This is a genomic window from Mesorhizobium sp. SARCC-RB16n, assembly GCF_008520305.1.
Classification (GTDB): domain Bacteria; phylum Pseudomonadota; class Alphaproteobacteria; order Rhizobiales; family Rhizobiaceae; genus Mesorhizobium.
Map to the genome: position 1 here is coordinate 10,921 of NZ_ML703254.1, position 25,175 is coordinate 36,095.

The 25,175-nt window shown below is 60.5% G+C and carries 27 protein-coding genes; 10 read left to right on the top strand and 17 right to left on the bottom strand.

Annotated elements, in window-relative coordinates; genetic code table 11:
• Positions 1–2: 2 nt before the first annotated feature.
• The 12 genes from virB11 to C7I87_RS02135 are packed head-to-tail and all read right to left on the bottom strand — an operon-like array spanning position 3 to position 10,755.
• Positions 3–1,022: a P-type DNA transfer ATPase VirB11 gene (virB11, locus tag C7I87_RS02080; RefSeq protein WP_149902644.1), complete on the bottom strand. Its 1,020-nt coding sequence runs from the start codon at positions 1,020–1,022 to the stop codon at positions 3–5.
• A complete protein-coding gene (virB10, locus tag C7I87_RS02085; RefSeq protein WP_149902774.1) occupies positions 1,003–2,223 on the bottom strand; it encodes a type IV secretion system protein VirB10 in 1,221 nt (406 codons plus the stop codon). Before virB10 ends, virB11 begins: the two co-directional genes overlap by 20 nt.
• Entirely contained in the window at positions 2,223–3,035 is an 813-nt protein-coding gene (locus tag C7I87_RS02090; protein WP_149902645.1) for a TrbG/VirB9 family P-type conjugative transfer protein, read from the bottom strand. Before C7I87_RS02090 ends, virB10 begins: the two co-directional genes overlap by 1 nt.
• Positions 3,035–3,727, bottom strand: coding sequence for a VirB8 family type IV secretion system protein (locus C7I87_RS02095; RefSeq protein ID WP_149902646.1), 693 nt, complete (start codon positions 3,725–3,727; stop codon positions 3,035–3,037). Before C7I87_RS02095 ends, C7I87_RS02090 begins: the two co-directional genes overlap by 1 nt.
• Before the next feature lie 47 nt (positions 3,728–3,774).
• Positions 3,775–4,776 (bottom strand): TrbL/VirB6 family protein, encoded by a 1,002-nt coding sequence (locus C7I87_RS02100; RefSeq protein WP_149902647.1) that lies wholly within the window; start codon positions 4,774–4,776, stop codon positions 3,775–3,777.
• 9 nt (positions 4,777–4,785) lie between these two features.
• Positions 4,786–4,983, bottom strand: coding sequence for a hypothetical protein (locus C7I87_RS02105; protein WP_246696140.1), 198 nt, complete (start codon positions 4,981–4,983; stop codon positions 4,786–4,788).
• A 23-nt stretch (positions 4,984–5,006) separates the two neighbouring features.
• Positions 5,007–5,705: a type IV secretion system protein gene (locus C7I87_RS02110; RefSeq protein WP_149902649.1), complete on the bottom strand. Its 699-nt coding sequence runs from the start codon at positions 5,703–5,705 to the stop codon at positions 5,007–5,009.
• A 13-nt stretch (positions 5,706–5,718) separates the two neighbouring features.
• The gene (locus C7I87_RS02115; RefSeq protein ID WP_149902650.1) at positions 5,719–6,786 is read right to left on the bottom strand and encodes a lytic transglycosylase domain-containing protein; all 1,068 of its coding nucleotides are present in this window, start codon (positions 6,784–6,786) and stop codon (positions 5,719–5,721) included.
• Complete coding sequence (locus C7I87_RS02120; protein WP_149902651.1) at positions 6,783–9,197, bottom strand: VirB4 family type IV secretion/conjugal transfer ATPase; 2,415 nt, start codon at positions 9,195–9,197, stop codon at positions 6,783–6,785. The genes C7I87_RS02115 and C7I87_RS02120 overlap by 4 nt, the downstream gene beginning before the upstream one ends.
• A gap of 2 nt (positions 9,198–9,199) precedes the next feature.
• Positions 9,200–9,502 (bottom strand): VirB3 family type IV secretion system protein, encoded by a 303-nt coding sequence (locus C7I87_RS02125; protein WP_149902652.1) that lies wholly within the window; start codon positions 9,500–9,502, stop codon positions 9,200–9,202.
• Between the two features lie 2 nt (positions 9,503–9,504).
• Positions 9,505–9,807, bottom strand: a complete 303-nt coding sequence (locus C7I87_RS02130; RefSeq protein ID WP_149902775.1) for a TrbC/VirB2 family type IV secretion system protein — start codon at positions 9,805–9,807, stop codon at positions 9,505–9,507.
• Between the two features lie 48 nt (positions 9,808–9,855).
• The gene (locus C7I87_RS02135; RefSeq protein WP_246696141.1) at positions 9,856–10,755 is read right to left on the bottom strand and encodes a lytic transglycosylase domain-containing protein; all 900 of its coding nucleotides are present in this window, start codon (positions 10,753–10,755) and stop codon (positions 9,856–9,858) included.
• Positions 10,756–10,905: 150 nt separating this feature from the next.
• On the opposite strand from C7I87_RS02135, the gene C7I87_RS02140 reads away from it, so the two are divergent.
• Together C7I87_RS02140 and C7I87_RS02145 are read left to right on the top strand one after the other, a co-directional pair.
• On the top strand, positions 10,906–11,511 hold the full coding sequence (locus C7I87_RS02140; RefSeq protein ID WP_149902777.1) for a hypothetical protein: 606 nt from the start codon (positions 10,906–10,908) through the stop codon (positions 11,509–11,511).
• Positions 11,508–12,038: a thermonuclease family protein gene (locus C7I87_RS02145; RefSeq protein ID WP_149902653.1), complete on the top strand. Its 531-nt coding sequence runs from the start codon at positions 11,508–11,510 to the stop codon at positions 12,036–12,038. The genes C7I87_RS02140 and C7I87_RS02145 overlap by 4 nt, the downstream gene beginning before the upstream one ends.
• A gap of 632 nt (positions 12,039–12,670) precedes the next feature.
• Here C7I87_RS02145 and C7I87_RS35050 read toward each other — a convergent pair.
• From C7I87_RS35050 to C7I87_RS02170, 4 genes are all read right to left on the bottom strand, one after another.
• Positions 12,671–12,841, bottom strand: a complete 171-nt coding sequence (locus tag C7I87_RS35050) for a hypothetical protein (RefSeq protein WP_188393691.1) — start codon at positions 12,839–12,841, stop codon at positions 12,671–12,673.
• 901 nt (positions 12,842–13,742) lie between these two features.
• Positions 13,743–14,309, bottom strand: coding sequence for an acyl-homoserine-lactone synthase (locus C7I87_RS02160; protein ID WP_149902655.1), 567 nt, complete (start codon positions 14,307–14,309; stop codon positions 13,743–13,745).
• An 88-nt stretch (positions 14,310–14,397) separates the two neighbouring features.
• Positions 14,398–15,120 (bottom strand): autoinducer binding domain-containing protein, encoded by a 723-nt coding sequence (locus C7I87_RS02165; protein ID WP_188393693.1) that lies wholly within the window; start codon positions 15,118–15,120, stop codon positions 14,398–14,400.
• A 171-nt stretch (positions 15,121–15,291) separates the two neighbouring features.
• Positions 15,292–15,573 (bottom strand): hypothetical protein, encoded by a 282-nt coding sequence (locus tag C7I87_RS02170; protein ID WP_149902657.1) that lies wholly within the window; start codon positions 15,571–15,573, stop codon positions 15,292–15,294.
• Between the two features lie 413 nt (positions 15,574–15,986).
• Here C7I87_RS02170 and C7I87_RS02175 point away from each other — a divergent pair, with 413 nt between their 5' ends.
• The 8 genes from C7I87_RS02175 to C7I87_RS02210 all read left to right on the top strand — a co-directional run bounded on the left by C7I87_RS02175 (position 15,987) and on the right by C7I87_RS02210 (position 23,732).
• Positions 15,987–16,691 (top strand): response regulator transcription factor, encoded by a 705-nt coding sequence (locus C7I87_RS02175; RefSeq protein WP_246696142.1) that lies wholly within the window; start codon positions 15,987–15,989, stop codon positions 16,689–16,691.
• A gap of 150 nt (positions 16,692–16,841) precedes the next feature.
• Positions 16,842–17,198 (top strand): hypothetical protein, encoded by a 357-nt coding sequence (locus C7I87_RS02180; RefSeq protein ID WP_246696143.1) that lies wholly within the window; start codon positions 16,842–16,844, stop codon positions 17,196–17,198.
• A gap of 11 nt (positions 17,199–17,209) precedes the next feature.
• On the top strand, positions 17,210–17,770 hold the full coding sequence (locus C7I87_RS02185; protein WP_149902659.1) for a type II toxin-antitoxin system VapC family toxin: 561 nt from the start codon (positions 17,210–17,212) through the stop codon (positions 17,768–17,770).
• 310 nt (positions 17,771–18,080) lie between these two features.
• Positions 18,081–19,337, top strand: a complete 1,257-nt coding sequence (locus tag C7I87_RS02190; RefSeq protein ID WP_149902660.1) for an aminotransferase class I/II-fold pyridoxal phosphate-dependent enzyme — start codon at positions 18,081–18,083, stop codon at positions 19,335–19,337.
• A 101-nt stretch (positions 19,338–19,438) separates the two neighbouring features.
• Complete coding sequence (locus C7I87_RS02195) at positions 19,439–20,776, top strand: aspartate aminotransferase family protein (protein ID WP_149902661.1); 1,338 nt, start codon at positions 19,439–19,441, stop codon at positions 20,774–20,776.
• A gap of 9 nt (positions 20,777–20,785) precedes the next feature.
• Complete coding sequence (locus C7I87_RS02200) at positions 20,786–21,712, top strand: DMT family transporter (RefSeq protein ID WP_149902662.1); 927 nt, start codon at positions 20,786–20,788, stop codon at positions 21,710–21,712.
• Positions 21,713–21,735: 23 nt separating this feature from the next.
• Complete coding sequence (locus C7I87_RS02205) at positions 21,736–22,299, top strand: GNAT family N-acetyltransferase (protein ID WP_149902663.1); 564 nt, start codon at positions 21,736–21,738, stop codon at positions 22,297–22,299.
• 38 nt (positions 22,300–22,337) lie between these two features.
• On the top strand, positions 22,338–23,732 hold the full coding sequence (locus tag C7I87_RS02210) for an amidohydrolase family protein (protein ID WP_149902664.1): 1,395 nt from the start codon (positions 22,338–22,340) through the stop codon (positions 23,730–23,732).
• Positions 23,733–23,740: 8 nt separating this feature from the next.
• On the opposite strand, the gene C7I87_RS02215 is transcribed toward C7I87_RS02210, so the two are convergent.
• On the bottom strand, positions 23,741–25,156 hold the full coding sequence (locus tag C7I87_RS02215; RefSeq protein ID WP_149902665.1) for an amidohydrolase family protein: 1,416 nt from the start codon (positions 25,154–25,156) through the stop codon (positions 23,741–23,743).
• Between the last annotated feature and the right edge of the window lie 19 nt (positions 25,157–25,175).

The window sequence follows — 25,175 nt, forward strand, 5'->3', positions numbered from 1 at the left end:
GGTCATTCCATGCGCGCGAAGAAGATCTCTGACACGCCGCGGCGGCCGCCGTCGCGGCGAAGCTGAATGACGATCGGGATGACGCTTCGGATATAGGAGATCAGGTCAGCTTTTGGATAGGCGGCGGAAAGGCCCGACTGCATGACCATCATGGCAAGCTGCTCGTAAGCGCCGAGCGGGGTATCGGCATGCACCGTCGTCATCGAGCCTGGATGTCCGGTGTTGATTGCTCGAAGGAAAGAGAAGGCTTCCGATCCCCTCACCTCGCCGACGAACAAGCGATCCGGGCGCATGCGAAGCGAGGCCTCGAGCAGGCTCTGGATTGTCACACTGGCGGTGCCCTGGTCGCCCTTCGATGCCAAAAGATGTACCGAGTTGGCTTGGGGAGGAAACAACTCCCGCGTGTCTTCCAGCGTAACGATGCGTTCGCGGCTGTCGACTGACTTGAGGCAGGCATTGAGGAAGGTCGTCTTACCGCTCGAGGTGCCGCCGCTGATGAGGATCGAGACGCGATTGGCGATCGCTGACCGGACGAAGCCGTGGACATCCTCTGCGCGGAGGAGCCGGATCAGTTCGCGGTCGATATCACTCACACCACCGATGGCAACGGAAACCCGCTCGAACGCACCGTTATCGCGATAGTCGTCCAGGCTGAAATCGCTGACGACTTGCTTGCGCAGCGAGACGGCGCCGCCGTCGGGTGCCGCCGGCGGCAGCACGACCTGGATGCGCTCGCCCGTCGGCAAAGCAGCGCTCAAGATCGGGTTGGTGGGACTGATAAACTGGTTTGTCGAGGCCGCCACGCGCTCGCCGATGTTGACGATCTCTGCCGTCGTCAGCTCGGGAACGGAAAAGAACGCCATATGCTTGTCGCCTAGCCGCTCGACATAGACATGGCCCGGACGGTTGATCGAGACCTCCACGACACGAGGGTCATTGAGGAACGGCTTCAGCGGCTCCAGCGCGCGGTAGAGAAAATAATGGCGATCGTTGCGGCCGAACTCAGTTGAGACCACGTTCATGACGAATCTCCTTGAGCGCTTCGGATAAGGGGTCATCGTAGAGCGCCGAGAAGTCGAGGTCTTGGCGCGCGAATACGAATATGCGTTCGCCTTGAGCGACGCTGATGGTCGGCGGAATCTTGAGACTGTCGCTAAGCGCCTGATCGGCCATGTCGGAAAGGGTCTGGGCGAGCGTGGTGCGGGCGATGTCCTCGGCACGCTGACCGTCGTCGCTTTTATCGGTCGCGAATTGACTGCCGAAGCCGGTCAGATAGCTCGCGCCGCCACCGACGATCGAAAGCAGGATGGCGGCGCCGAAGCGCTCCCGGAACTTGTTGTCGATCCGTCCGGTCAGGCCGGAACGGCCGAGGCTGTCGGCACCGATGGAATCGAGGCGAACGCTGACGCCGTCATCGCGAAGCATGCGCGTCCAGATCACGAAGATCCGCTTCTGGCCGCGCACGATGTCCGACTGATATTCGCCGATGAGGCGCGTGCCGGTCGGAATGAGGACGCGCCTACCATCGAAGGAATAGATGTCCTGCGAGACGATGGCGCGGATCTGGCCGGGCAGGTCGCTGACGATCGCAGTCTCCAGGATGCCGGGGATCAGCGTTCCTTCCGGCACCAGGGCGTCGATGCGATCGATCTTCCGGGCCTTTGCCGCGCGGTCGCCGAGGCTGATCGCTGCCGCCAGGAATTTGCTGTTGCGATCCTCACCGGCGACGGTGGCGCCCTGCCCTTCCGTGGCTGCCGATCCGAGCTGGTCGCGGCTCGAACCATTGTTGTCGAAGACGACCATGTTCGAGCGGTAGCGCTTCGGGAATTGATCATCCGGCGGGACCGCTGCCGTTTCGGGGGTGCGTGTGGCCGCGGGCGGAGGCGGAACGTTGAACTCCGTGGTATCGGAATGCTTTTCCTCCTTCGCCGGTGGCGGAGGTGGCGGGGGCAGCTGAATGATCTGGGGCTCAATTGGCTTTGGCTGCGGCTCACCATCGCGAACAAACGATGGCGGCCGAAACGTTGTGGTGGAGAACTCCTCGTCACCGGCGAGAATGTCGCGCTGCTGCGGCCGCCCGCCGGCGACGACGAAGTAGCCTGCAATCATGCCGGCCAGGATGAGAGTACCACCGCCGATCAACTGCTTGCGCCGAACGGTTCTGTCGGAGATTGTCGGCTCATCACTGCTAGCCAAGGCCACAAGCTCGGGGCTGCGCTGGATCAATTGCCACTCCTGCTGCGCTTGATCGCGTGGGGATCCTCTTCCGGTCCAAGAACGTCAGGATCAGGGGCGCCAAAATCGGGTTTTCTGAGATTGAAGATGCAGACCCATTGGTCGCCGTCGCGCAGCGTGAACTGCGTAGCGGTCCCGTCGACGACGATGTAGTCGCCCTCCTTGCGGAAATTCTCGAGTGTCTCGGAGAAGTCCGAGTTGACGGCAAAGATCGCCGGCACGCGACGGTCGAACTTGAAGAAAGTCTTTGCGCCGTCGTCGAAGACCATCAGTGGCTTGAGCCGTCCATCGCCCGAGAAGGAATAGTCGATATTGACGTTGGCCTTGTCGATGCCGGCAATGTTCGGCCAGGCCGCGCGCTGCTCGGCTTCCTTGCGCAAGGAAACGTTGAGGTTCTTCTCAGCATAGATGAAGCGGATGCCGAAGACCTCCCTAGCCGCTTCCGGCGCGTTGTCGCGCAGCTCGAGATAGTAGATGCGCTTGGTTGTGACCACGTTCATGTTGGTGGTGGCGTTCTTTGCGATCGGCTTGACGAAAAGGATGTTGCCCTTCTCCGCGGGGACGACCTGCCAGCTGTCGGTGTCGCCAAGCGAGATCGTCTGGAACTTCTCGTCCTCGTCGAAAATGAGCATGGTGGAGATGCCATAGGTGGCAAGGACCTGGACGACGTTGTTCTCCTGATAGACGACGCTGGTGATACGCCGATCAAGGGCCCCGCCCTTCGGCATCTGCGCCGCATTTGCCACCGAGCCGAGTACTGAAAGACACAACGCCGTGGCGAGGATTATCTGCGTCCCCATCACTCGCTCCCCGGCGTCACGGTCTCCTGGTCGCGCCGGTAGCTGGTGACCTGGAAGCCGAGCGGGTTCTCGAAGCGCCACTCGTTCTTGATCGGCGTGTCGGTGTAGCGGAAGCGGACGACGGAGATCCAATGCCGGTCGATTGTCTCGGTCTCGCTCTTCTCGGTGGTGGAGAAGCGCACGATCGCCGTCGATCTGTTGGGGAAGCTGACCGATTTGATGTCGACCAGCACCCGCTTCAGCCTGCCATAAACCTTGGCAGGGTTGTGCGGACTGGCGGCGCTGTAGAGCGCTTGCAGCTCGCGCGCGGCATCGCCAGTCGAAAGAAGGGCGGCGATCCCGAAGTTTTCGTCTATCGCATATGGGTCGTAGGCTTCGCGGTTGCGGATATAGCGCACGACATTGGCCTGAGTTACCGCCTCCTGCTCGGTGAGGTTGGCGGGCCGCGTCAGGCCCGACTTCACCTCGATGAAGCCGGTGTTCTTGTCGACCTCTACCAAGTAAGGCTCGAAGCTCTTCAGCGGCAGCATCAGCACGACGGCGACGAGGCTGAACGCCGCGATACCCGCAAAAACCAGGGCGAAGAACCAGGCAACGCGGCTGGAGCGATTTGCCCGTTTGATGATCTCGGCCTCCCAGATCTCTCCTTCCTGGAAGTACGATCGTAGTCTGTCGTCGGTGCTGTCTGCCATGCTTTCCGTCGAGGTTGGTTCGGCGATCATCGGTATCGTTCGATAGTCTATCCGGGCGTTCCGGTGGCCATGATCGCCCGCTGCATCGCGTCGCGCGCAAGCGTGCGCGGCGGATGAAGTTGCGCCTGCACCCTGTGGACGGCGGCCTGCATCTGACGCGAGGACGTACCGATCGTCATGCGCCCGAGCATGATGCCGCGGTCGGTGATGGCGCGTGATCGATGGCCGATTGGTGGGGCCAGACCGCCGACTATGCCTTGGGCGAGCGACTGGATCTGGATGAGAACGAAGGAGCCTGCGAGACAAAGCATGATAAAGGCGGCGAAATCGCTGAGCTTCAGTTCCCGATTGCCGGAAATCGCGTTGATCTTCGTGAGTTCGGGCGCCATCGCCGCGATCAGGAAGGCGGCGATGACATAGACGAAGAGCGGGATCAGCGCATAAAGCAGTGACTGATTCAGCCAACCGATCGCGTAGTTGCGTGTCGGATTGAAGAACATGCAGGAGATGAAGATCGGTGCGGTGCCAAGCAACACCCACAGGATCACCTTGGCAAGGACCAGGACGCCGAGCGCGATAGCCACGAAGAGCCCGGCGAAGACCATGATCCCCATGCCGATCAGCGCCGGGAGCACCGAAAAATAGCCGGCCTGTTCGGAAAAGGTTGAGGCCGCAACATTGGCCGTCTTCCAAATCTGCGAAAGCCCGTTGGTCGGCTCCGTGACGCCGGTACCCGAGGCGGCCAGCACCGCGCGGCCGGCAGCCTCCGGCACCTTCGTCAGCCAGTCATAGATGAGTGCATCGAAATTGGACCAGGTGCCGACAAGGATGAATATGATGATGACGCGGGCTAGACGGCTGATAATCTCGACGACGCTCAGCCGGGAGGTTCCTAGAAAAAGTTGCGTTCCATAGAACAGAACGACTAGAACGAAGAGCAGCCTCAACAGCGGCTCGATGTCCTTGGCTAACGCCTCGTATGCGCGATGCGAAAAATTCTCGCCGGATGCATCGATGCGCTGCAGCAGCTCTCCAATAAAATCCTCCACCGCCCTGCCCTACTCCGGTTGATTTGCGCGACTATCGATCGCCGCAAGCGCAGCGGTGCCATCCGGGTTGACCAGTCGCATGGAACCACACTCGGTACGGGTATCCTCGGCATAGCCGGTGAGATTGGCCGGCCGCTTGCACGGCGCGGCCTTCTCCTTGGGCGTGCCGCAGCCTCCTGAGACAACTGTGATTGCGAGAACGATCATACCCGTCAAAATCCTCGCCTTGCTCATTTGTAGGTGAGCGCTTTTCTGGTGTTGGAGATGTCGGTGAGCTTGCGCTGATTGTCGGCCTGCAGCGACTGCACGGCGCCGTTCATGGTCCCGATCATCTCGTTAAGCGTGAGACCGGTCTGCACCTGGAGCTGCGTATTCTGATCGATCGAACCCTTGATGTCCTTCGAGCTGCCGATCCCCTGCCCCGCACTTTCGAGCGCCGACCGCCGGGTCTCGACCGCCTGCTGCGAGCCCGTGATCAGCGCCGAAACGCCAAGGACGGTCTTCACCAGCTCCTGATAGGACTTGTCGCTGGCGAACGAGCTGTCGTCCTTGCCCGAAAGCGACTTCACCAGCTGAAGCCCGTTCACGAAGAGCGTCGCCGCCTTGGCGATCTCAGGCCCCATCGAGCCGAAATTGGGCGTGCCGCTCTGCAGGAGGCTATCGAAGGACGGCATCGAGGTGACGCTGAAGCCCTTGCCGATCGCGATATCCTTCAGCGACGCGGCATCGCTGCCGCGGTCGCCGGTAACCGCCTGCAGCGTCTTATCGACCGTCGTCAGAATATCCCTGTTGGTGTCGAGGATCTTGGCGGTCTTCTCGGCAGTGTCCTTGGCGACCGCGTAATTTGTCTTGTCGATCACCGGAATGTCGGCATGCGCCACCGTCGTACCGATGGCGGTCGTGGCGACGAGAGCGAGAAAGCATTTCATAGAGGGCCTCCGATCATTGGGGGACGAGGAGCAGCTCGGCGTTTTTTTCGGTTTTCTTGACGCACGCCTTCGCCTTGGAATCCCAGAAGAGACCAGTGCGATCGTCACAGAAGCCTGTAACGTCTTGCGAACTTTCGCCGCCGCCGTCCTGATAGCGGCCCGAGCGGCTGGCTCCCGAAATGTCGCTCAGGGTAACCGCGTTTCTGGAATTGACGAGATCGGCGAAGATGGCCCCCAGCGCGACCAGACGGTTCAGCATGTCTATGTTGGCGTTGCGGGCGCCGGAGTTCTGGCCCCAGCTGTCCTGCACCGTGCCGGTTGCGGTTGCGCCGAACTGCTCGAACCAGGATGCGATATCACCTGACCCATCGCCTGTGGCCCTCGATAGACCCATGGCGTTGACGGTGCTTGAGCGCATGCCGTCATAGGCTGTGCTCGTACCGCCATAGTTCAGCGGAATGCCCGACTTGTCGGATCCGCCAAAGGCCGGCAGCCATTTCTGGGTAATGTTGCGGACATAATCCTGCGTTTCGCGAAACGGCGGGACGCCGCCATAGCTCTCGACATTGCCCGACCCGGAGTTATAGGCGGCAAGCGCCAAGAAGACGTTGCTATCGAAGCGTCGCAGCTGCTCCTTGAAGTAGCGCGCGCCACCGCGCAGGTTTTGCTCTATGTTGTAGGGATTGACGCCGAGATCCGCGGCTGTGCCCGGCATAAGCTGGGTTAGGCCGATCGCGCCGGCCCCGGATTTGGCGCAAGGGTTGAAGCGGCTCTCCTGATAGACCAGCGCCAGGAACTGGTTCTCGCCTATCCCCTCCTCCCGCGCCACGCGCCGCACCAGGCCGGCGATCGAGGGGTTGGCGTTGGCTGCCGCGACCGGGTCATCCTTGCGGCCGGGTCGATAGACCGCGCAGGTAACGCTCTCATTGTTCGTGTAGCGGTCACGGTCGACCTTGTCGATCTCGGTGGTCTTGTCGTTGTGATCCCGGCGTTCATCCAGCACGGTCCCGTCGATAGTCGGTATGTCGGCCGCAGTAGGTGTGCTCAGAAGGATAAGCATGAGAGGGAGACGTCGAATCATGTCGCTCTCCCCCAGCCGCAGAATTCGGAGAGCCATGCCCCCGGGTCCTCGCCTAAACGCGCCCTCAGCGCCGCGCAGGCCTCGATGGTGTCCTTGCGCCCGGACAGGACCTTGACGATGTCTGGCATCGCCGAGAGGTCCAACCGGGCGATGACGGAATCGTTGCCGTGCTTGATGAGGAAGGTCCGCCGCTCCGGCGGCGTGTTGCGGATAAAGGAGAATTCCTTGGCTGTCAGCCCGAAGCGACGGATGTAGCTTTCCTCATCCGCGCGCGGATTCGGAAAGTGCAGGTTTGTCGCGGATTGCTCGATCAGCGTATGTGACTGAGGCGCCTTCGCAATGTCGGCGGCGGATTGGGTGCCAAAGCCGACGATACCGTTCAGCTTGCGGATCGTCTTCATCTTATCGACGATGTAACTGGAGAAGGCTGGGTCCTGCAGCAGCTTCCAGCCCTCGTCCATGAAGATCAGGACAGGATTGCCGGTGAGCAACTCGTCGATGCGGTGAAAGAGGTACATCAGCGCCGGCGTGCGCACGTCGGCATTGTCGAGGACGTGCGTCGTGTCGAAGCCGAAGATGCGCCGGCCGGAAAAGGACAGCGCATCGCGCGGCGCGTTGAACAGCCAAGCCTTCTCGCCTTCGAACCAGGGCCTCAGCCGCGATTTCAGGTCGTTGGCCTCCGAGCGCGACCGCCCCATGAGAAGTCCGGAAAGATTGGCGAGGGTCCGCTGTTCAAGGGGCTCCTGGCAGATGCGGCCAATCGCCCGCTCGAGTGTGTCTTCCTCTTCCTGAGCGAAGCCGCGGCCGTCGGCGGGCTGCAGCATGGCCTTCAAAAGGCGGAGCAGGAACTCGCGGTTGGCGGCGGTGTTTTCCAGCTGAAGCGGATTGAAGCCGGTCGCCTGCCCCGGCTGCAGGACCTCGTAGTTGCCGCCGATGGCCCGTATGAAGATCGAGGCGCCTTCGTCCTTATCGAAGAAGACGGCTCTCGGCTCGGGCGCGACGCGAAACGCCTGCGCGAGCAGGAAGGTGAGCGCGACGGTCTTGCCAGACCCCGTCGGGCCGGTGACCAGGAAATGGCCGACGTCGCGCTGATGAAAGTTAAACCAGTAGGGCGTCTGCGACGTCGTCTCCAGGATCGAGATCGGCCGACCCCAATGCATGCCTGACGTCCTCCCTGTCGCAAAATTGTGGAGGGAAGAAAAGCCGGCGAAATTGGTGCTCGACAGCATGCAGGAGCGGGCTATGTAGGTGTGATTGCCGGGAAGCTGCGCCCAGAACGAGGCCTCCATGTTGAGGTCTTCGCGCAGCCAGTTGACGTTCATGTCGGTGAGGCAGGCGCCGAGTTCCGACACGGCTTTGTCCAGCCCGGTCAGATCGCCCGACAGGCAAAGCAGGCTGAAATGGTGGTAGCCGAAGACGGCCTCCTGGTTGAGGAGGCTATTCAGGGCAAAGTCGATGTCGGTCTCGACCGTGCTGCCCGCCTCATCGGAGGCGCGGATCTGCCGCTGCAGACGCGAGATCCGTTCCTGTGCGACCGGCTTGTCGGCCAGCGTGAAGGACTGGGTGAGGATGAACTCGTGGTTGACCTGCAGCAGCCCGTCGAGCATGCCAGGACCCGAAAACGGCGGATATTCCTTGATCGACAGCATGGCGCCGAAGCGATTGTCGGTCTCCGTCGGTCCTTGCGCTAGCAAGGTCCGCCTGGAGAAGTGCAGCCGCGATGTTCCGACGTAGCTCCGGATCCCCATCCGTGGCAGGCGCATCGGCCGCGACAGGCCGCAGGTCAGTATGGCGTTGAAGAAAGCGCATGGCTCTGAATAAGGCTCGCCGTCGCGATAGGTGATGCCAAGACCACGCGCACCGTATTTCTGCAACTCGCGCGTGACGTTGCCGATGACCTCTTCCAGTTCGTTTATGCGTTCATGCGTGCGCTGTTGACGAACTTCCGGTCTGGCAGATCGATCGAACAGCCGTGAAATCGCCTCGGCGCTTCCAAGCGGCCCGCGCATGCCGGCCCGCACGATTGTGAGGTACAGCTCGTTTGTGAACATGCGCTTCTCGCGAAGCGCCGCCATATAGCGTCCATTGAGAAGATCGCAGAAGGGATCGGGGAATGACCCACCAAGCTCCGGTTTGACTTGGCTGCGGATGACCGTCGACCAAAGGGAATAGCGGCTTGATCCGAGCGCCCTGATCAAGGTGTTCTGGACGCTGGCCCGCATATTGAGCTCGGCCTGGTCCTCGGTCTGGAAGAACAGACCATCGAGCTTAATCACGGAGAGCACCGAGCCGCTTTCGAGACCGATCACGGTGTCGGAGAGATGCCGCATATAGGGAATGTGCGTCGCGATCGACCGTTCACGCCGATGCTCGCGTCCAAAGCCCAGCTCATTCGCAACGACGCTCAACATGATCATGGTCCGTAGGAGTTCGTGCCCCAGAACAGCTTGTTCGGCGTGCGGGGTGTGCGGCGGCCGGCGACCTGGGCGAGGTCTAGGATACGGATGTCGCGGCTGGTGAGGGCAAAGAGCGCCAGATAGGCGACCGGCGCGATGGCCGCGGCCCAGAAGCTGGTCGTCACCAGGAATGCGATCAGGGTTACGCCAATGATGAGATAGAAGGCGGTGAGCGGAATGCCCCACATCATCGGCGGCCGCGTCAAGCCAATTACCAGCGGCGTCAGATAAGGCTTGTCGTCAGACGTCTCGTTGTTCATGCTCACTTCCCGACCGCCGAGATCATCTGGTCGACGATCGCCGGCGCGCCAAAGACCAGGCCGATGCCGATGACGACGGCGCCGGCGGTAAACCAGGAGAGGCGACCGGCGAAGGCGAGGAAGCCGAGACCGATGACCGCGATTATCGCGAGCAGCCGCCCGAATGGTCCGGTGATGAAATCCACGATCATCTGCACGGCGGTCTCGAGTGGTGCGAAAGCGCCTGACGTCTGGGCAACGGCCGGTTCAGCGGCCGTGACAGCCAGTGCCGCAACGATCAGCAGAAGAAATGCGGGCCGCGCCATTGGCGACGCGAAATTCGGGACGATCTGGTTCTTCATGTCGGCCTCCTTCTAGAATTGCATGACGCCGCCAACCCACCGGCGGTCTTCTCCGGTGGCCAGCACGCCGGTCTCCGCACTGTCGTCAGTCTTCGGGTACGAGGACACTTTCCTGCCACCGTCCTTCGGTCGCGGCGTTTGCAGACCGAGCTGGCGATTGACCACCTTGACGACGAAGCGGACGGTTTCCGGGAACGGCGGGATGCCGCCATATTTCTGCACGTTGGCTTCACCGGCGTTATAGGCGGCAGCCACGATCAGCGGATTGCGATAGGTCTCGAACAGCGATTTGAGGAACCGCACACCACCATCGATGTTCTCGGCAGGATCGCAGATGTCTGCCACGCCGAGAAACGCCGCCGTCGAGGGCATAAGCTGCATTGGTCCGCGCGCGCCCTTGGGCGAGTTGCGATCGCGGTCCAGCTGGCTCTCCGTTGTCGCGATCGCGAGCGCAAAGTCGGGATCCACCCCATGGCGTCGCGCCACCCCGACAACCAGCTGGGCGATCTGTGAAGTTGTCAGCGGTGAAGGGCCACAAGAGTATCCGGTTCCGGTCAATGAAAAGTCAAATTGACTATGTTCGTCAACGCTGCCATCGCTGCTTACGGCGACGTTTTCCCCTTCTGCACGGCGAACCGCTAGCGGAGTGTCGGACAGTTGGACGTTGCCATCGCTTCCGACGATATATTGCCTGCCCCTATCGACCCAACGGTTGCGAAAAACGGTGTCGACCGCGGCTGGAAAGGCGGCGGAATTCGCAAGCAGTTTCGAATGGCTGGGAGATTCTGCTTCCTTATCGAGTTGTCCGGCGGCTGAAGAAGCAGGCACGGCGAAATGCAAGTTCGCGACCGTGAGCAGGACCTGCGCCGCTGCGAGGCGCCATGCTTGGGAGTGAATGCGGGTGCGGGCCAATGCAGGTCATCCAAAGCTAACAGCGCCGAATAATGAATCGGTATGACAGAACAAAAAGAATGTCAATTTGCCCATGATTTTTTCTTGCAGCAAGCGTGCGAAAAGAGCAGATTGCGATCAGCGACTACGCGATTGCGGAGGATGGTTGGTATGAAACGATGCCTTTGCAGCCTTGGTCTTTCCTTGGCGATGGCTATGCCGGCTCTCGCAGCCGGACCTGTCGATCAGGCCTACATTCGCTCGCTTGCGGCACCGGGAAAGACGGTGCTGGTCATCGAGTACTATGACGGCACGGGCGGCGTGGGCGACCGCACGGGCTTCGCTTCAGCAAGCGGGTTCAAGGCGGTCTCGCCCACCGATTTCGCGGCCAACGACAAGATCACAATTCATCTCTTCGGCATCGACCCGTGCGACGGGAACATGGTGAACCGCCGTGAGAATTTCGCCGGCAGCTGCGCTGATTATGCCGAGCGTGGGCTCTCGACGCTGTTGAAGTCACCGAAGGTTATCTATTGCCGGGCCTTCGTCAGCGAAGCCAACGCCCCGGTCCAGGATGCGACCTGCTATGGCTACTACAACTACCCCGGCAGCCTCGACACGGTCGACATGTTCGAGGAGCAGCTCGTCTCGCTTGGTACGCATCGGATCGCAAAGAAGGCGGACGGCAGTCTCGCGCGGCCCGATCTCGAACAAGCCGAAAAGATCGGCCGCGGCGGGTACGGTATGTGGGCCGATCCCAGGATCAAAGCCCAATGAGGGTCCTTGCCGTCCTCATCGCCGTTTCCCTCTCGGGGCCTGCCGCCACCGCGCCGGCAGGGTATTTTGATCTGCGGCCCGGGGTGGCACTCGAAAGTGGCGACAGCTGGACGGATGGCGGCGTGAGATACCATCTCTACGGCGTCCAAGCCTGCCTGCGCGGCACGTTTTATACGGATCGATCCGGCCATCGCGCCGATTGCGGCGAAGCCTCTTTGGCCGTCCTGGCGGCATTCATTGCCGATACCAGGCCCGTTTGCGCACCCGTGGCCACCATCGGCAACGTCGCCCACGTTGTCTGCTACGCCTCGGTCGGCGCCGACCGGCTGGATCTCGGCAATCTGGTGGTTACGTCTGGCTACGCTTTTGCGGCACTGCAGCCAGACGGCCTGCCCTATTCTCCCGCCTATGCCGTTGCCGAGCAGGTCGCCCGCGAAAAACATGCCGGTCTCTGGCAGTTCAAGGATGTGCAATACCCCGCAATCTTGCTTGGCCGTGCCGCAGCGGGAAATTCGAGAGACCGATGAGAACCCGAACGACCTGGTTGGCTTGGCTGCTCGCGACGTCAGTCGCCTTACCCTCCCCTTGCTGGCCAGCCGACGCCGTTGGGCTGGAGACGGCGCCGCAGGCGATCAACGAGTCTGTTTCAAGAATGATCGTCGGTCGGGTGGCGGTGATCGATGGGCGCACTCTCTGGTTCCCGCGATCAGCGCAAAAAGTCCGCCTCGCCGGTATCGATGCCTGCGAACTGCCGCAATGGACCTTCGATCCTACGCGATACGGCAAGAGCACCCTCAAGCCCGTACCGTGCGGATCCCTCGCCAGAGCTTGGCTGAAACGCACGGTGAGCGATAGCCGGGTGACGTGCACGGCGAACGCTTTCGATTCAGACGGCGGCTATATGGGACTTGCTCCGCGCGTGGACACGACGTCGCTGTCGAAATGCTCCGTGTTGGCTGGGCACGGGTAAACTCCTCCTCCTCTCCGGGGTACGTCCGTTGGCAAAACTACGCGATGGCCGCTCGCCATGGCATGTGGGCCACCTACGTCCTCGACATGGATGAGTGGCGCGCCGGGGCAGTCGATCGAACGCTGCAAAGGCAACCGATCGCCGACTTCAATCTGCTGTCGGAACGAAAGCGCGAGATCGCTCCGCCGTTCATAGACGCGCGGAAACGACCGACGCAAACCGACCGGTAAATTGTGCATGTTCAGGAGGCAGGATCATGCGGCTCATCAAATCCATCACCACGGTCGCGGCGATGGCAGTCATTTCACCTTCAGTGGCTAGCGAATGGGGATGCGAAGTTTTGCTATGTGCATCGTCCACGAGTCCTTCCTGGCACGGGGTCCCCGCCTGCCACCCGCCAATGGAACGGCTTATTGCCGCCATGGCCAGTTGGGGGTTTTCGTGGCCGACCTGTCCCGAGGCTGGAACCGGCAAACCGGGCTATGAAAAATACGCCGATTGCCCGGCTGGTTGGATCGTGGGGCACAGCGAAGTCCGGCATGGAAGCCGCAGCGAGCCGAATCTCTGCGTCAAACACAGCGGGGATTGCGGTCGACGCGACGGATGCCGCGAGACGGCCTCGATCGTGAGGCCAGTACGTGACGACCCCTATTATTTCGACATTCCGGCCGATAGCGGGCCGGCAGCGAGACATTGGTTCAATCTACGGCACTAGCCATCGATCCCAATCCGAGCGCACTTCGATCGCAACTACGAAGTTGAGGCGGCCGGTTCGCAGTGCTATCGGCCAACTTTTCCTAGCAATTCACCGAGTCGCCCTTTGAACTTGGCCACGCTAGCGACGATTTCGGAGACATCGCCGTCCTGCATTGTTTTTGGTCGCGCGAATATCGCAGCGATCACGTAGAGGGATTTTTGCTCAGCCTCTAACATGGTGCGAGCCTGACGCTGAGCCAGATGTCGCCACGCGGTCCGTTCGAGAAACCGACTAATCTTTAACCCGGTCAAGATCGCAATGTTATGCAGGGCGCTGGTGCCGAGCCTATCCCTTCGCCTGGAGAACCAACTTGCACTTAGCAGCGAGCGTCGATGCAGCTCGATACACCAAGCCATGCCACCAAGTCTGCCAAGACGTCTGAACAAAGTCTGTATTTTGAATTGCTGGTTCATTCACGAATAGGCGATCTCGCGACAATCGATCGCGACCGAACATAGATCATTGGTTGCGTGGCAGGTCGCGCTGGTCTGTTTCGCATGAATGTCAGCTGTCCCAGCCGATTGCGCGGCCCGACGCCGAAGCCTCCTGAATGTCGATCTGCGCTGCGGCGAGTTGCATGCCGGCGGTTTCGACAAACGACCCAAGCAGTTGGTAGCGAAAGCGGGCGGCGTCGAAGCGTGACAGCCATTCAGGCTCAATGACGCTGGTGAGACTGGTTATGCCAAGGAGCTGGCACGCCCCTGGGACGGAGCCGATCAATTGCCGGAAGAGACTTCCTCCGCGATAGCCCTCTCTTATGAAGAACCGCGACCATTCGTGGATCTCGCGCCCACGCGGCACCGGTCCGTCGACCAGATGTGAAAAACGATCCTGCAGAAGGTGGGGGGCGGTCGTCGGCAATAATCTGTATCCGCCGACGACGCCACCGTCGTCGAGCGCGAGCACGTAAATGGTCTGCGGCGTATCATAAGCGTCGATCTCGCGCCTGTCGGGTCGGGCGATCGCTGACCACCCGCGTTCGCCAACAAATATCTCGTGACGCAACCTGTAGTGCTCTTCAAGGAGATCCTGATGGCGGGGGTCGGCGCTCCCGGTGATGAGGCGAATCATGATGGCTGCCACTCCTGTTGGAGCGACATTCACCGTGAGGCACCTGCGCCGCCATGGCCATCCTTAGCCATTGACGCACAGGCTCCGTTCAGCCGGCTATCTCCATCGCGGTTAAAGCCCTGGCGACGGCCTGTGTGCGGGTGACAGAGCCCGTTTTCCGCATGGCGCCGGCGATGTGCTTGTTGACAGTGGAGTCGGATATCCCGAGGATCCGGGAAATCTCCCATGCCGTCTTGCCCTCTGACACCCACATCAGAACTTCACGTTCTCGCTCCGAAAGCATCAAACCTTTAGGCCGGCGCTTATGGTCGACCAGCAACTGGAGCCTGCTTGCGAAGGTAAGAGAAAGAACGTTCAGGGGTCCGATGGCATTTGTCTCGGTGATCGGCACTTCTCCTGCGAGCGAAATGCAGCCGGCGAGCGCGTTGCGCACAGGAATGGGTACACATACGCCGTCCCTGAGGCCGGCATCGGCTGCTTCCATCATGATGCGGTCGCTGGCGGGGCCTAACGCACTGGCGCGTAGCCTAGCCTCGTTCCAGGTGAAGGGCGTGCTGAGCACATTGGAAGCAATCGCGACCGGATCGCGCTTGATATAATCGCGCGAGACATAGTGCGACATCCAGTCTTCAGGCCAGAAGCGCTCTAGAACCAGATTTTCGAAACGCTGCCCGCGGCCCGGCAAGCCCGTGACTATGAAGTGGCTGAACCCGAAATGGTCGATTGCCGTGCGATAAAGGCCGACTAGTGCCTCCATGCTGGTGGCGTTAGCCAGCTGCAGTGCGTTGTGAAGCACTTGCGCGGTATTCATTGCCTCGCTCCCTCGCATGAACGCCACGGAAACTACGGGAGCTTTGTTATGTAAGCCCGCTGGAATTATTTTTAGCCTATGGAAGCTATGACGCAAGCTGAAGTTGCACAGGCCTCGATGCTGCAACAATAATCGGGCGAGATGCGTCTTTAGTCTTCCTTGCCGCAGTGGTTACGGAGCGGCCGGCCCAACATCATCCGACCGGCGAGCTTTCTGCATTGGAGGCTCATCTCTCTCCTGCTGTCTTAGTTGCGAAAAGACAGTGAACCAAAATTGAAAATCGTCCTCGCGACCGGCATAGCGCGCGGTAAAGGCCGCGGACGCGGCTGCGAGCGATGCCTTCGAACCGTAAAGGCCAACAGCCGCATCTACAGCTTCAGAGGGACTGCCGAAATGCCACAATGTCAACGGATTGCCGCCTGCCAGTATGTCCTCGTAATCGTTCTGTGCCATGCCAAAATCTCCCGCGGGTTGCGTCCGGCGCGGGCGGAGGGAGCCTTAAGGCCGGACGTTGAAACCCACGGAAATGAGCCACAGTCTCGGGCGTTTGCCCGGACGTTTCGTGCCGTCCCTGGCCTTGCGATTGAGGCGCGGCATCGATGCCGTTAAGCCCCACTGGCGTCAGTGACTATTTCAGATCGATGCTGCAAAGGCAAATCGCAGGTAGTGTTCCGGACCCGGAAAATCGTTCCGAGAAGGTGGTAATTCTACCACCTATGCCGCTGCCGCCGATTGCGCTAACCGTGGGCGCTGACTGTGTCATCTATTAGCTGGTTAACCAGAGAGGGTGGCAGAGTTCCGGCGAGAAGAGAACGCCCGTGCGCTCTCGCATGTCAGGACCCGCTCGCCTTCGACTGGGAGCGGGCATGCCGATGGAACCTGTGGCGATTATCTGCTCACAAGACGCAGAACTCTATATTATCCTCGATTACATCCTAAGTCTCGACGGATACAAAACCGTTCTCGCCGGCAATGTCGAGGAGGCGGCGGAACGGACCAGGGAAACGTCGCCCGCAGCCATCATTTTAGACTGTCGCCGAGGCGGGCTTCCGGTTGCCGCGTTGTGCGATCGACTGAAGCAGGACCCGGCGACCCGCGCTGTATTGACTATCGCGCTAATCGCACCGGGCGCGGAAGACCAGCATATCGCGCTTTTGAAAGCAGGCGTGGACGACAGCCTCGTGCGGCCTTTGGTACCGGCAAAGCTGATTGCCTCCCTGCGCTCGAAGCGAACGGCGGAGGCTCGCAGCAATGTCGGCCACCGCGTTCTCATCTTCGGCGACATGGAGATGCGCTCCGAAAGCTTTCGTGTCCGGCGTGGTGAAAGCGAAATCCAGCTCGGCGCGATCGAATTCCGTTTGTTGCGACACCTGCTCGAAAATCCAGGCGGAACTTTCAGTCGCGAGGACCTGATCGCCGTTGCCTGGCCAAACAATATTCATGTCAGCGCCCGTACGGTAGACGTGCATGTAAGCCGGCTGCGCAAATCGCTGCTGAGGCTTAGCCTTGGTGGGGTCATCCGGACGGTCCGGTCCGCAGGCTACATGCTTGATTACAAGAACGGTCCCTGAGCGACAGAACCGTTGTCGCGTTGGGGGCGACCGGAGGTAAGCGCCTGCTGGCGCTTCAGCGATCAAAACGAGTTCGCAAGTGACACGGCTGCTCGCATCTGTTATGTTCGACAAAATAACGAAAATGGCTAACAACGGGGAGATAGTGGTATGACCAAGACGCTGAAAAGGCCGTCGTCATCGACGGCTCCGCAGCAGCGCCTCGTCGCGAAAAAGAAGCGCACCCGGAGTCTCGCCAACAACGACATGCCGCGCGAGCAGAAGTTTGTCGTTCGGCAGACGCTTCGTGCTGCCATTCGCAAAGGCCTGATCGGCTCTAAGGACGAGCGGATCACCGCGCGTTTGAGCCATGCCCTCATCGAGCAGGCCAAGCGCCAGACGGGTATTGAGGGCGACACCGAGCTGCTTGAATTCGCTCTCGCGAATGTTGCGCTCGAGGACAACTTTCCCGCAACCATGAACAAGCTCGCGGGAACCATCGATCCAGACATCAAGCTCGGCTTCTGATTGAGGTTTGAGTGTCAGAATTCGATGTTGAAGCAGCCCTTCGCTCGCTGCGTGGCTTTCCAACCAAAACACTTGCTCGCCGACCTGATGATCAACTGCCCTTCGTGAACGAGGGCGAGCTCGGTGGGCAGACCCTCTTGCTCGACACCTGTGTGTACATCGACAGGCTCCAAGGCAGAGCCCCTGCGTTGGTTAAGCAGATCATGGACGCTCGGCACAATAACCATTCATCTGTCTGCATCCAGGAGTTGGCCCATACGCTTGGTGTCCTGAAGCCCGACGATCCCCGCACCGCAGCCGTGCATAAGGCCCTGTCCGAGCTCATCCGATCGATGCCCGGGCACCGAATCCTTACGCCCGATGCCGACGTCCTAGGCCGCGCTGCTATTATGAGTGGGGTGCTCTGTCGCCTGCAAGGCTACCAAAACGACCGGAAGCTGCGCTGCCTGCATGACTGCACTCTTTATCTGCAGGCATCGAAATCGGGGCTGGTCCTGTTGACTCGGAACATCGCCGACTACGACTTCTGCCGACAACTCGTCCCTACTGGCAAGGTCCTTTTCTACAGATAGCGCCACATCTGCGTTCGCACCCCAAGATCTCGAAATAGCCATTCGCCGTAAACGGCTGAATGGGATGGTGGTCTGCTGCCAAAATCGTGATGGTTTGTTTTGATGGATGGCCCGCCCTCAAGCCTTTTCCAGCGCAATTGTGACGCCTGCCGCCACAATTATTCAACGATCACGCAAAAACTCTTAATATTAATTCACGCACAAAATACAGATTTTAGCGTATTACCAGCTTTAACAAAGATTTTTCAATAAACCGACTGGATTGACTAGCCTCCTTCTACAATTTCTAATTTGTGAAAGGAAATTTTCGATGAAAACAACAGAGGCTTCAGGCGGTGGGCGCACCGGTCGTTTCCGCAACACCGCTTCGGTGATCGATCGGACGCGATTGTATTTCGAAGAGGCTCACCGCCGCGGGCTCATGGCCGTTTATGGCCGCTCTGTGCCGGGGAGGGCTATATCGCTGACGGGAGGGGAGCGCAGAGGCAATACCATCACAGACTACGTGCGTTGTTCCTACCTCGGCCTGGACAATCATCCAGCCATCGTCGCCGGCGCAATTGGCGCAATAGAACAGTATGGAGCACTCCACTGGTCGTGTGCGCGTACGCGGCTGAACTTCGCACTCATAGGCGATCTTGAGGAGACGCTTTCCCAACTTTTTCGGGCACGCGTCATTGCGTATTCAACGGTCATGGTCGCCAATATGGGCGCGCTGCCTATCATTGCCTCCGGCCATCTGACGCGCGGGCAGAGACCCGTGATGGTCTTCGACCGCCTTGCCCATGCCTCGCTTGCCTTCCACAAGCCAGTGGTGGCGGAGGAGACGCAAGTCGAGGCAATTTCTCACAACGATCTCGATGCCTTGGAGCAGATTTGCCGTAAGCATCCGGTCGTCGCCTATGTGTGCGACGGCGTCTATTCGATGGGCGGCTTCGCGCCGATCGGAGGGCTTCTTCAATTGCAGGAGAAGTACGGGCTTTTTCTCTACATCGATGACGCGCACGGAATTTCGCTGTTTGGCGACAATGGTGAAGGCTTTGCGCGCTCGCTATTGCCGCGTGACCTCGGCGAGCGGACCATCGTCGCGGCCTCGCTCGGCAAGGGCTTCGGCGCGTCGGGTGGCATGCTCATGCTTGGAACGGCGCGTCAGGAAACTCTGTTTCGCCGCTACTCGATGCCACATGCGTTCTCGGCTTCGCCGAACGTCGCAGCCATCGGCGCCGCCCTCGCCTCGGCCGACATTCACCGCACCACCGAGCTCCAGACGCGCCAAGGCCGTTTGGCAGAGCGCATTGCCTTCTTCGACGAGCGCATCGATACGGATCAGCGCAACACACCCTTGCCCATTCGTATGATCAAGGTGGGCGACGAACTCGCCTCCATCGATTTCGCCGAGCGGCTGCTCGATGAGGGCTACTACACCTCCGTGACATTCTTCCCGACGGTTGCCCACGGCCACGCCGGCATACGGATCTGCCTGACCGCAAGCCATGACCTGACGGACTTAGAACGGCTCTGCGCCAAGATCCTGAGCTACGGACAACAAACACTGACTGCGGCCTGAGCCACCCACATCATCGAAGCCGACAACTCGGCTCACATCGAGGCAGCTCTTCTCCGAACGAAGTCTCATCCGGACGACACTGACTACTGGAGGTTCGAATCATGGCCAGCCATGACAAACTTGCGATCTCCCGCCTTGCGCATGAGCGTGCCAAGAAGGTCATGCCAGGAGGCAACACGCGCAGCAGCGTCTATGAGACGCCCTTTCCGCTTTATCTGGCAGCAGGAAAGGGAGCGTATGTGACCGACATCGACGGGAACTCCTACCTGGATTTCCAGAACAATTTCACGGCGCTGATCCACGGTTATGGCCACAGCGATGTCAATGCGGCCCTCGCGGCGCAAATCGGCAAGGGGCTCAGTTTCGCCAATCCGACTGAGTGCGAGATCGATCTCGCCGAGATCGTTTGCGCAAGAGTGCCCTTCTTCGAGCAGGTGCGCTTTACAAACACCGGATCGGAAGCGGTGATGATGGCCATCAAGGCAGCACGCGCCATCACCGGGCGCCCGAAGATCGCCAAGTGTGAAGGCGCCTATCACGGCAATCACGACTTTGTGGAAACGAGTTTGGATCCCGCTCCTGCCGACTGGCAAACGAGAGCCGCAGAAGCAAAGGCATACAACCGAGGGACCCCGGAGTCCGTCTTGGGCGAAGTGATTGTCATTCCGTTCAACGACGTTGTTGCGACGAAGCTGGTCCTGGAGCGCCACAAGCAGACGCTGGCATGCGTTATCATCGATCCGCTTCCATCGCGGGTCGGGCTTGTGCCCGCTGATCTCGCATATCTGCGTTTTCTGCGCGAGTTCACGGACCGCCACGGAATTCTGCTCATTTCGGATGAAGTTCTGAGTTTCCGGCTGAGCTATCGCGGGGCGATCGCCACCTACGGGATTGAACCGGACCTATGCACCTTCGGCAAGATCGTTGGCGGCGGCCTGCCGATTGGCGCCGTTGCCGGCCGAGCCGAGACGATGCGGGTATTTGACCCCAGCCGTGGCAAACCGCCCGTCTCACAGGCCGGCACCTTCACCGCCAATCCACTGAGTATGGTGGCGGGGGCTGCCGCCATGCGCGCCCTGACCGAAGTCGAGATCGAGCGGCTCAATGCTCTCGGAGCACAAACGCGGTCTGAACTTAACCAAGCGCTCGCCGCCTCCGACATAGGAGGTCATGTTACCGGCGCCGGTTCTCTGTTTTGCATATTCATCGGTGATAGGGACGTGAAGGACTACGCAAGCGCCTATCATGCCTGGCAGCAAAGGCAGCGCCTCTCCCAGTTGATCTCGTTCTGTCGCGACGAAGGGGTTCTGCTTTCGCGCATCGGTCTGGGCGCCCTCTCCACTCCCATGGCTGACGCCGAGATCGCAGCGCTGGTCGTCCGGTTCGGTCGGGCTTTGGCCAGGCTTGCAGACACAGCGCTTTCCCCCGCCGTCGCATGAGGCTGGAGAATGACGGACATGAAGAGCGCCCTTGCCGCTGCGAGCGACCGCTTTTCGCTCCTGGCCTACTGCCTGCTTGCCCTCGTCTCCATTTGGTGGGCGGGCTCCTATCTTCTGATTAAGATTGCCGTTGTCGATGTGCCGCCAGCGACGCTTGCCACGGCAAGGCTCCTGATCGCGTCCTCCGTGTTGCTCGTCTGGCTGAGGCTCAGCCGTGCGGGCTCGCTTCCCTCGAAGCTCGGTTCATGGGCCGGTTATGCCCGGATTGCGCTGTTCGGCCACGCTCTTCCCCTTTATCTCATCGCTTGGGCATCGATGACCGTGCCGGTCCGCGAAATGGCGATCCTGGTTGCCACTACCCCTCTCTTCGCAGCGTTCTTTGCCCATGTTTCGCAGCGCGAGTGGCCGTCGAGCGCGACCGTCTTCGGTCTATTGGTTGGCTTTTTCGGTCTAGCCGCATTCCTGGGCCATTCCGCGGGATCCATTTTGCACTCGAACGCGAGCGCGGCACCGCGTCTGGCCCTTTTTGCCGCAGCCGCAAGCTATGCTCTATCCAGTAGCTCGGTGGCCCGGCTGAAGGACGCAAATGCCATCGTGACGGGAACGGCAGTGATGATCTGCGCCATTCCCATGCTGCTGCCGCTGAGCCTGGCCTTCGAGCGTCCTTGGGCGATCGCCCCGACGGCTCCCGCTCTCACAGCCCTGCTGCTGCTTGGCGTGATGTCCACGGCAGTGGTCTACGTCGCCTACTATCGACTGATAAGACTGAGCGGGCCTGCCTTCGCCAGCATGCATCACTACCTTGTTCCGGCTGCAAGCATCACGCTTGGCGCGGTATTTTTGGATGAAAGATTAGATCTAGACCAGATCGCATTCATGACGCCGGTAATCGCGAGCGTCTTCATTGCGCGCGGATTGATATCACGAAAATTGTGACCCGACTTTTAGGGAGAACGATCATGCCTGTGCTTGAGACGCCACGACTTTCCATGCGCCCCGTGGCTATGTCGGACTTCGAAGCCATTCATCGCCTTCATACCGATCCTCTTGTCGTGCAATCGCTGTTTTCCGGAGAGCCTCCATCGCGCGAGAGCACGGGCGAAAAGGTCGAGCTATATGTGCGTGACTGGCAGCAGAACGGCTTCGGCTTTTTCTCGGTGTTCCTGAGAGGAAATTTACAGGAGCAAAGCGAGTTCGCCGGCCGGGCAGGCTTGCGCCGCTTCGAGGACACGAGCGATGTCGAATACGGCCTTTGCCTGTTTGGCCATATTGTCGGTCGCGGGCTCGGCCCAGAACTCGGCCGGGCGATCCTGCGCCACGCATTCGAGGAACTCGGTCTGGAGCGCGTGGTCGCGCTGATCCGGCCGGAGAACGAGCGTGCTGTTCGCGCGGCGCAAAAGATTGGGTTCAGCCACGTCGAAGATCGACGACATGGCGACCGCGTGAAGGGCTTCTACGACGTGCGCCCAAGCCAGTACGGAGTCGCCCTGAAGACCAGTGGATCCGGGAGGCATGCGAGCTGAACTCGGGCGCCCGTTCGCCTGTAACATGGAGAGAACTCATGAACATGGTCACCACGGACATCGGTGAGAAGCAGGTTTGCGATCTCGTTGTTCACAACGCAGTGCTTCTGACGGTCGATGAAGCGGACCGGGTTATCGCGAACGGCGCCATCGCGGTTCGTGACGGCGCGATTGCTGCCGTCGGCGCCGCTCAGGACATCCTCGCCAGGTACAATCCCCGGCGGTTCCTCGATGCCGGCGGCGGTATTGTCCATCCAGGATTCATCGACGCTCACGTTCATATTTCCCAGTACACTTCTCGCAGCGTTCTCTCCTGCATGGAGGGAACCGGCGTGACGATGGGTGACTGGAAGAGCGCGCTTACGCCAGAAGATGAGCACGCCAGCGCAGCCCTGGCAGCCATGGACTACCTCAAGAGCGGTTACACCGGTTTCGTCGACCCAGGGACGATCTTCTCGCCGGACGCAGTCGCGTCGGTGGCGGAAGAATTCGGTATTCGCATATGGCTGACCGACCCTTATGTCGCTGACGCCGGCGTGGAGCTCAAGAAGCACTTTCCGGAACTTGTCAGCGATTCGTTTCTTGCCCGCTGGCCGAAAAATCAGGAGGAAGCCTTTCGCCGCCTGGGCTCTCAACTTTTTCGGAACAAAGAGCGGAACAGTCTCGTGAGGGCCTTTATCGGTCTTTATGGCGAAGGCACGGATTCTGAAGGGCTGTTTCGCGCCGCCTTCGACCTCGCCCGCCAGCACGGCGTGCAGATGCAGGAGCATCTGGGCTACTCGCCCCTCCCATACCGTCAGCGGGAATCCGCATTTGGGGTAAGCATGATGCAGCACATGTCCGAAGAGGGCCTTCTCAACGGCCATGTCACCTTTGTGCACATGAACGCTGTCCACGGCGGCGACGTCCCGATCCTGGCGGCGCATGAGGTCGGCATCGTATGGTGCCCTTACGGGCAACTTCAAATGCTCGGCCGAGGCGGCGCCGAAGGCCGGATGGTGGAATTGCACCGCGCAGGCGTAAAGGTCGGCATCGCCAGCGACATTCCTCGCGCTGTCCATTTCAGCGGCCTCGGATCATTGGCCGCGGTCACTGCCGCGGCAACGGGCCTGGCTGCGTCGGGCCGCGAAATCCTGCGCATGCGCACGAGTGGATCCGCGGCCACGGTAGGCGCCGCCTCGGAGCTCGGCAGCCTCGAAGTCGGAAAGCGCGCCGATTTCGTGGTCCGCAGGCCAGACGTCTCCGAAAATCTAGGGCGCGATTACGCCCTGGAATTCGCGGTCATTGCCGATGCCAACAGTATCGAGTTCGTTTTCGTCAACGGCGAATGCGTCGTAAGCCAGGGCGAGGTCCTGCGCGCCGACGATCATGCCGTGATTTCTCGCGCCCGGGATTCGGTGCGCGGACTTGCCGCCCGCATTGGCCTTGCCTAACGAGTGCCTCAGGCGCGAACGCCAATTCGGGAAGCGAGCGATCGTGCCGATCGATGCGCGTCGGCGACAATGGCGCCCGCGTCCAGATTGGCGACCTGCCCGCGGTCAACGACTTGGCGGCCGCCGACGAACACGGCTTCGACCGTGTCGCGACCGCCTATCACAGCCATTTCAAGCGCTGGATCGAAGCCGAAATTGACGGACGTGGTGGGGCACCGGACGACGAAATCGGCGCGCTTGCCGAGCTCAAGGCTGCCCAGATCTCCCTCGGCGCCGACGGTTGCAGCGGCACCGTGGGTGCGCATCCGCAGGATTTCACGTGGCGTTGCCGGCCGTCCAGAAGCCGCGGCCGCGGACATCGCCAGCGTTCCGAGCGCGTCGAAATCCGCGACCCGGGGGATGTCGCTTGCAATGCCGACGGCCACGCCCGACCGCTGCAGTTCAACCATGCGCGCCTGTGCATCGGGTTGCCCGAGCATCTGCAACTGGCCCCATGGGCACCAGACAACGCGCACCCCATGCTTGGAGAGAAGGGAAATCTCGTCTTCGCGAACCAGGTTCATGTGGACAAAAGTTACATGCGGAGCCAGGAAGCCGCGTTCCTCGAACCATTTCAGCAGCGGCCGCCTCAGCATTAGCTCCCGCTTGCGCTGAAAGGCGGGAAGGTATCCAAGATGCTCTTGCAGCCGCACACCATGACCCTGGGCTAGGTCGAATGCGGCTTTGTAGAGTTCTGGCGAGTCGGTCGCCTCGCCGTAGAGACCCACAAAAGCCTTTACCAGGCTATCCGGATCTCTGTTTCGAAAAAGCTGCGACCCCAGTCTCTTCAGCGCTTCGTCCTGAGTTCTTGGCCAGCGCGCAAGAAAATTCGGGCTGACCAGTTCAGGCAGATTTTCGGCCAGCGCCTCGGCACCGTCAGCGACATAGGGATCGGTGAGCCAGATGCGAATGCCAGCTTCGTCCGCGACAGCCGCGACCGCGTCCGGCGAAAAAATGGTGCCGGGATCGACGAACCCCGTATACCCACATTTCAGGTAGTCGAGAGAGGCCAGAAGCGCGCTCGCATGCTCATCTTCGGGCGTCAGCGCGCCTTTCCAGTGCCCCATCGTAACGGAGGTCCCTTCCATCAAGGGCAGGACGCTGCGCGCCGTGTATTGGGAGATATGGACATGGGGGTCGATGAAGCCCGGATGGACCACCCCACCGTTCGCATCGTACAGCGTATCCGAGGTGTAATGGCCGAAGATCCGCGCTTGGGCGTCGAGTGCGGCAATGCGCCCGTCTCGCACGGCAAAGGCGCCGTCGACAACGACGCGATTATGCGCATCGATCGTGAGGATCGTGGCATTGTGGACAATGAGATCACAGCGTTGTGGTTGCCCTGACTCGGACGGTTCTTTGAAGGTGGTGGTTGAGATGGGCATGATACGGTTCCGAGATAGA

Excerpts from the sequence above, each read along its gene's own strand:
- virB11 (WP_149902644.1), bottom strand. The coding sequence starts at position 1,022 with ATGAACGTGGTCTCAACTGAGTTCGGCCGCAACGATCGCCATTATTTT.
- C7I87_RS02090 (WP_149902645.1), bottom strand. The coding sequence starts at position 3,035 with ATGGGGACGCAGATAATCCTCGCCACGGCGTTGTGTCTTTCAGTACTC.
- C7I87_RS02095 (WP_149902646.1), bottom strand. The coding sequence starts at position 3,727 with ATGGCAGACAGCACCGACGACAGACTACGATCGTACTTCCAGGAAGGA.
- C7I87_RS02105 (WP_246696140.1), bottom strand. The coding sequence starts at position 4,983 with ATGATCGTTCTCGCAATCACAGTTGTCTCAGGAGGCTGCGGCACGCCC.
- C7I87_RS02110 (WP_149902649.1), bottom strand. The coding sequence starts at position 5,705 with ATGAAATGCTTTCTCGCTCTCGTCGCCACGACCGCCATCGGTACGACG.
- C7I87_RS02115 (WP_149902650.1), bottom strand. The coding sequence starts at position 6,786 with ATGATTCGACGTCTCCCTCTCATGCTTATCCTTCTGAGCACACCTACT.
- C7I87_RS02120 (WP_149902651.1), bottom strand. The coding sequence starts at position 9,197 with ATGTTGAGCGTCGTTGCGAATGAGCTGGGCTTTGGACGCGAGCATCGG.
- C7I87_RS02125 (WP_149902652.1), bottom strand. The coding sequence starts at position 9,502 with ATGAACAACGAGACGTCTGACGACAAGCCTTATCTGACGCCGCTGGTA.
- C7I87_RS02130 (WP_149902775.1), bottom strand. The coding sequence starts at position 9,807 with ATGGCGCGGCCCGCATTTCTTCTGCTGATCGTTGCGGCACTGGCTGTC.
- C7I87_RS02140 (WP_149902777.1), top strand. The coding sequence starts at position 10,906 with ATGAAACGATGCCTTTGCAGCCTTGGTCTTTCCTTGGCGATGGCTATG.
- C7I87_RS02145 (WP_149902653.1), top strand. The coding sequence starts at position 11,508 with ATGAGGGTCCTTGCCGTCCTCATCGCCGTTTCCCTCTCGGGGCCTGCC.
- C7I87_RS02160 (WP_149902655.1), bottom strand. The coding sequence starts at position 14,309 with ATGATTCGCCTCATCACCGGGAGCGCCGACCCCCGCCATCAGGATCTC.
- C7I87_RS02165 (WP_188393693.1), bottom strand. The coding sequence starts at position 15,120 with ATGAATACCGCGCAAGTGCTTCACAACGCACTGCAGCTGGCTAACGCC.
- C7I87_RS02170 (WP_149902657.1), bottom strand. The coding sequence starts at position 15,573 with ATGGCACAGAACGATTACGAGGACATACTGGCAGGCGGCAATCCGTTG.
- C7I87_RS02175 (WP_246696142.1), top strand. The coding sequence starts at position 15,987 with ATGCCGATGGAACCTGTGGCGATTATCTGCTCACAAGACGCAGAACTC.
- C7I87_RS02180 (WP_246696143.1), top strand. The coding sequence starts at position 16,842 with ATGACCAAGACGCTGAAAAGGCCGTCGTCATCGACGGCTCCGCAGCAG.
- C7I87_RS02190 (WP_149902660.1), top strand. The coding sequence starts at position 18,081 with ATGAAAACAACAGAGGCTTCAGGCGGTGGGCGCACCGGTCGTTTCCGC.
- C7I87_RS02195 (WP_149902661.1), top strand. The coding sequence starts at position 19,439 with ATGGCCAGCCATGACAAACTTGCGATCTCCCGCCTTGCGCATGAGCGT.
- C7I87_RS02200 (WP_149902662.1), top strand. The coding sequence starts at position 20,786 with ATGACGGACATGAAGAGCGCCCTTGCCGCTGCGAGCGACCGCTTTTCG.
- C7I87_RS02205 (WP_149902663.1), top strand. The coding sequence starts at position 21,736 with ATGCCTGTGCTTGAGACGCCACGACTTTCCATGCGCCCCGTGGCTATG.
- C7I87_RS02210 (WP_149902664.1), top strand. The coding sequence starts at position 22,338 with ATGAACATGGTCACCACGGACATCGGTGAGAAGCAGGTTTGCGATCTC.
- C7I87_RS02215 (WP_149902665.1), bottom strand. The coding sequence starts at position 25,156 with ATGCCCATCTCAACCACCACCTTCAAAGAACCGTCCGAGTCAGGGCAA.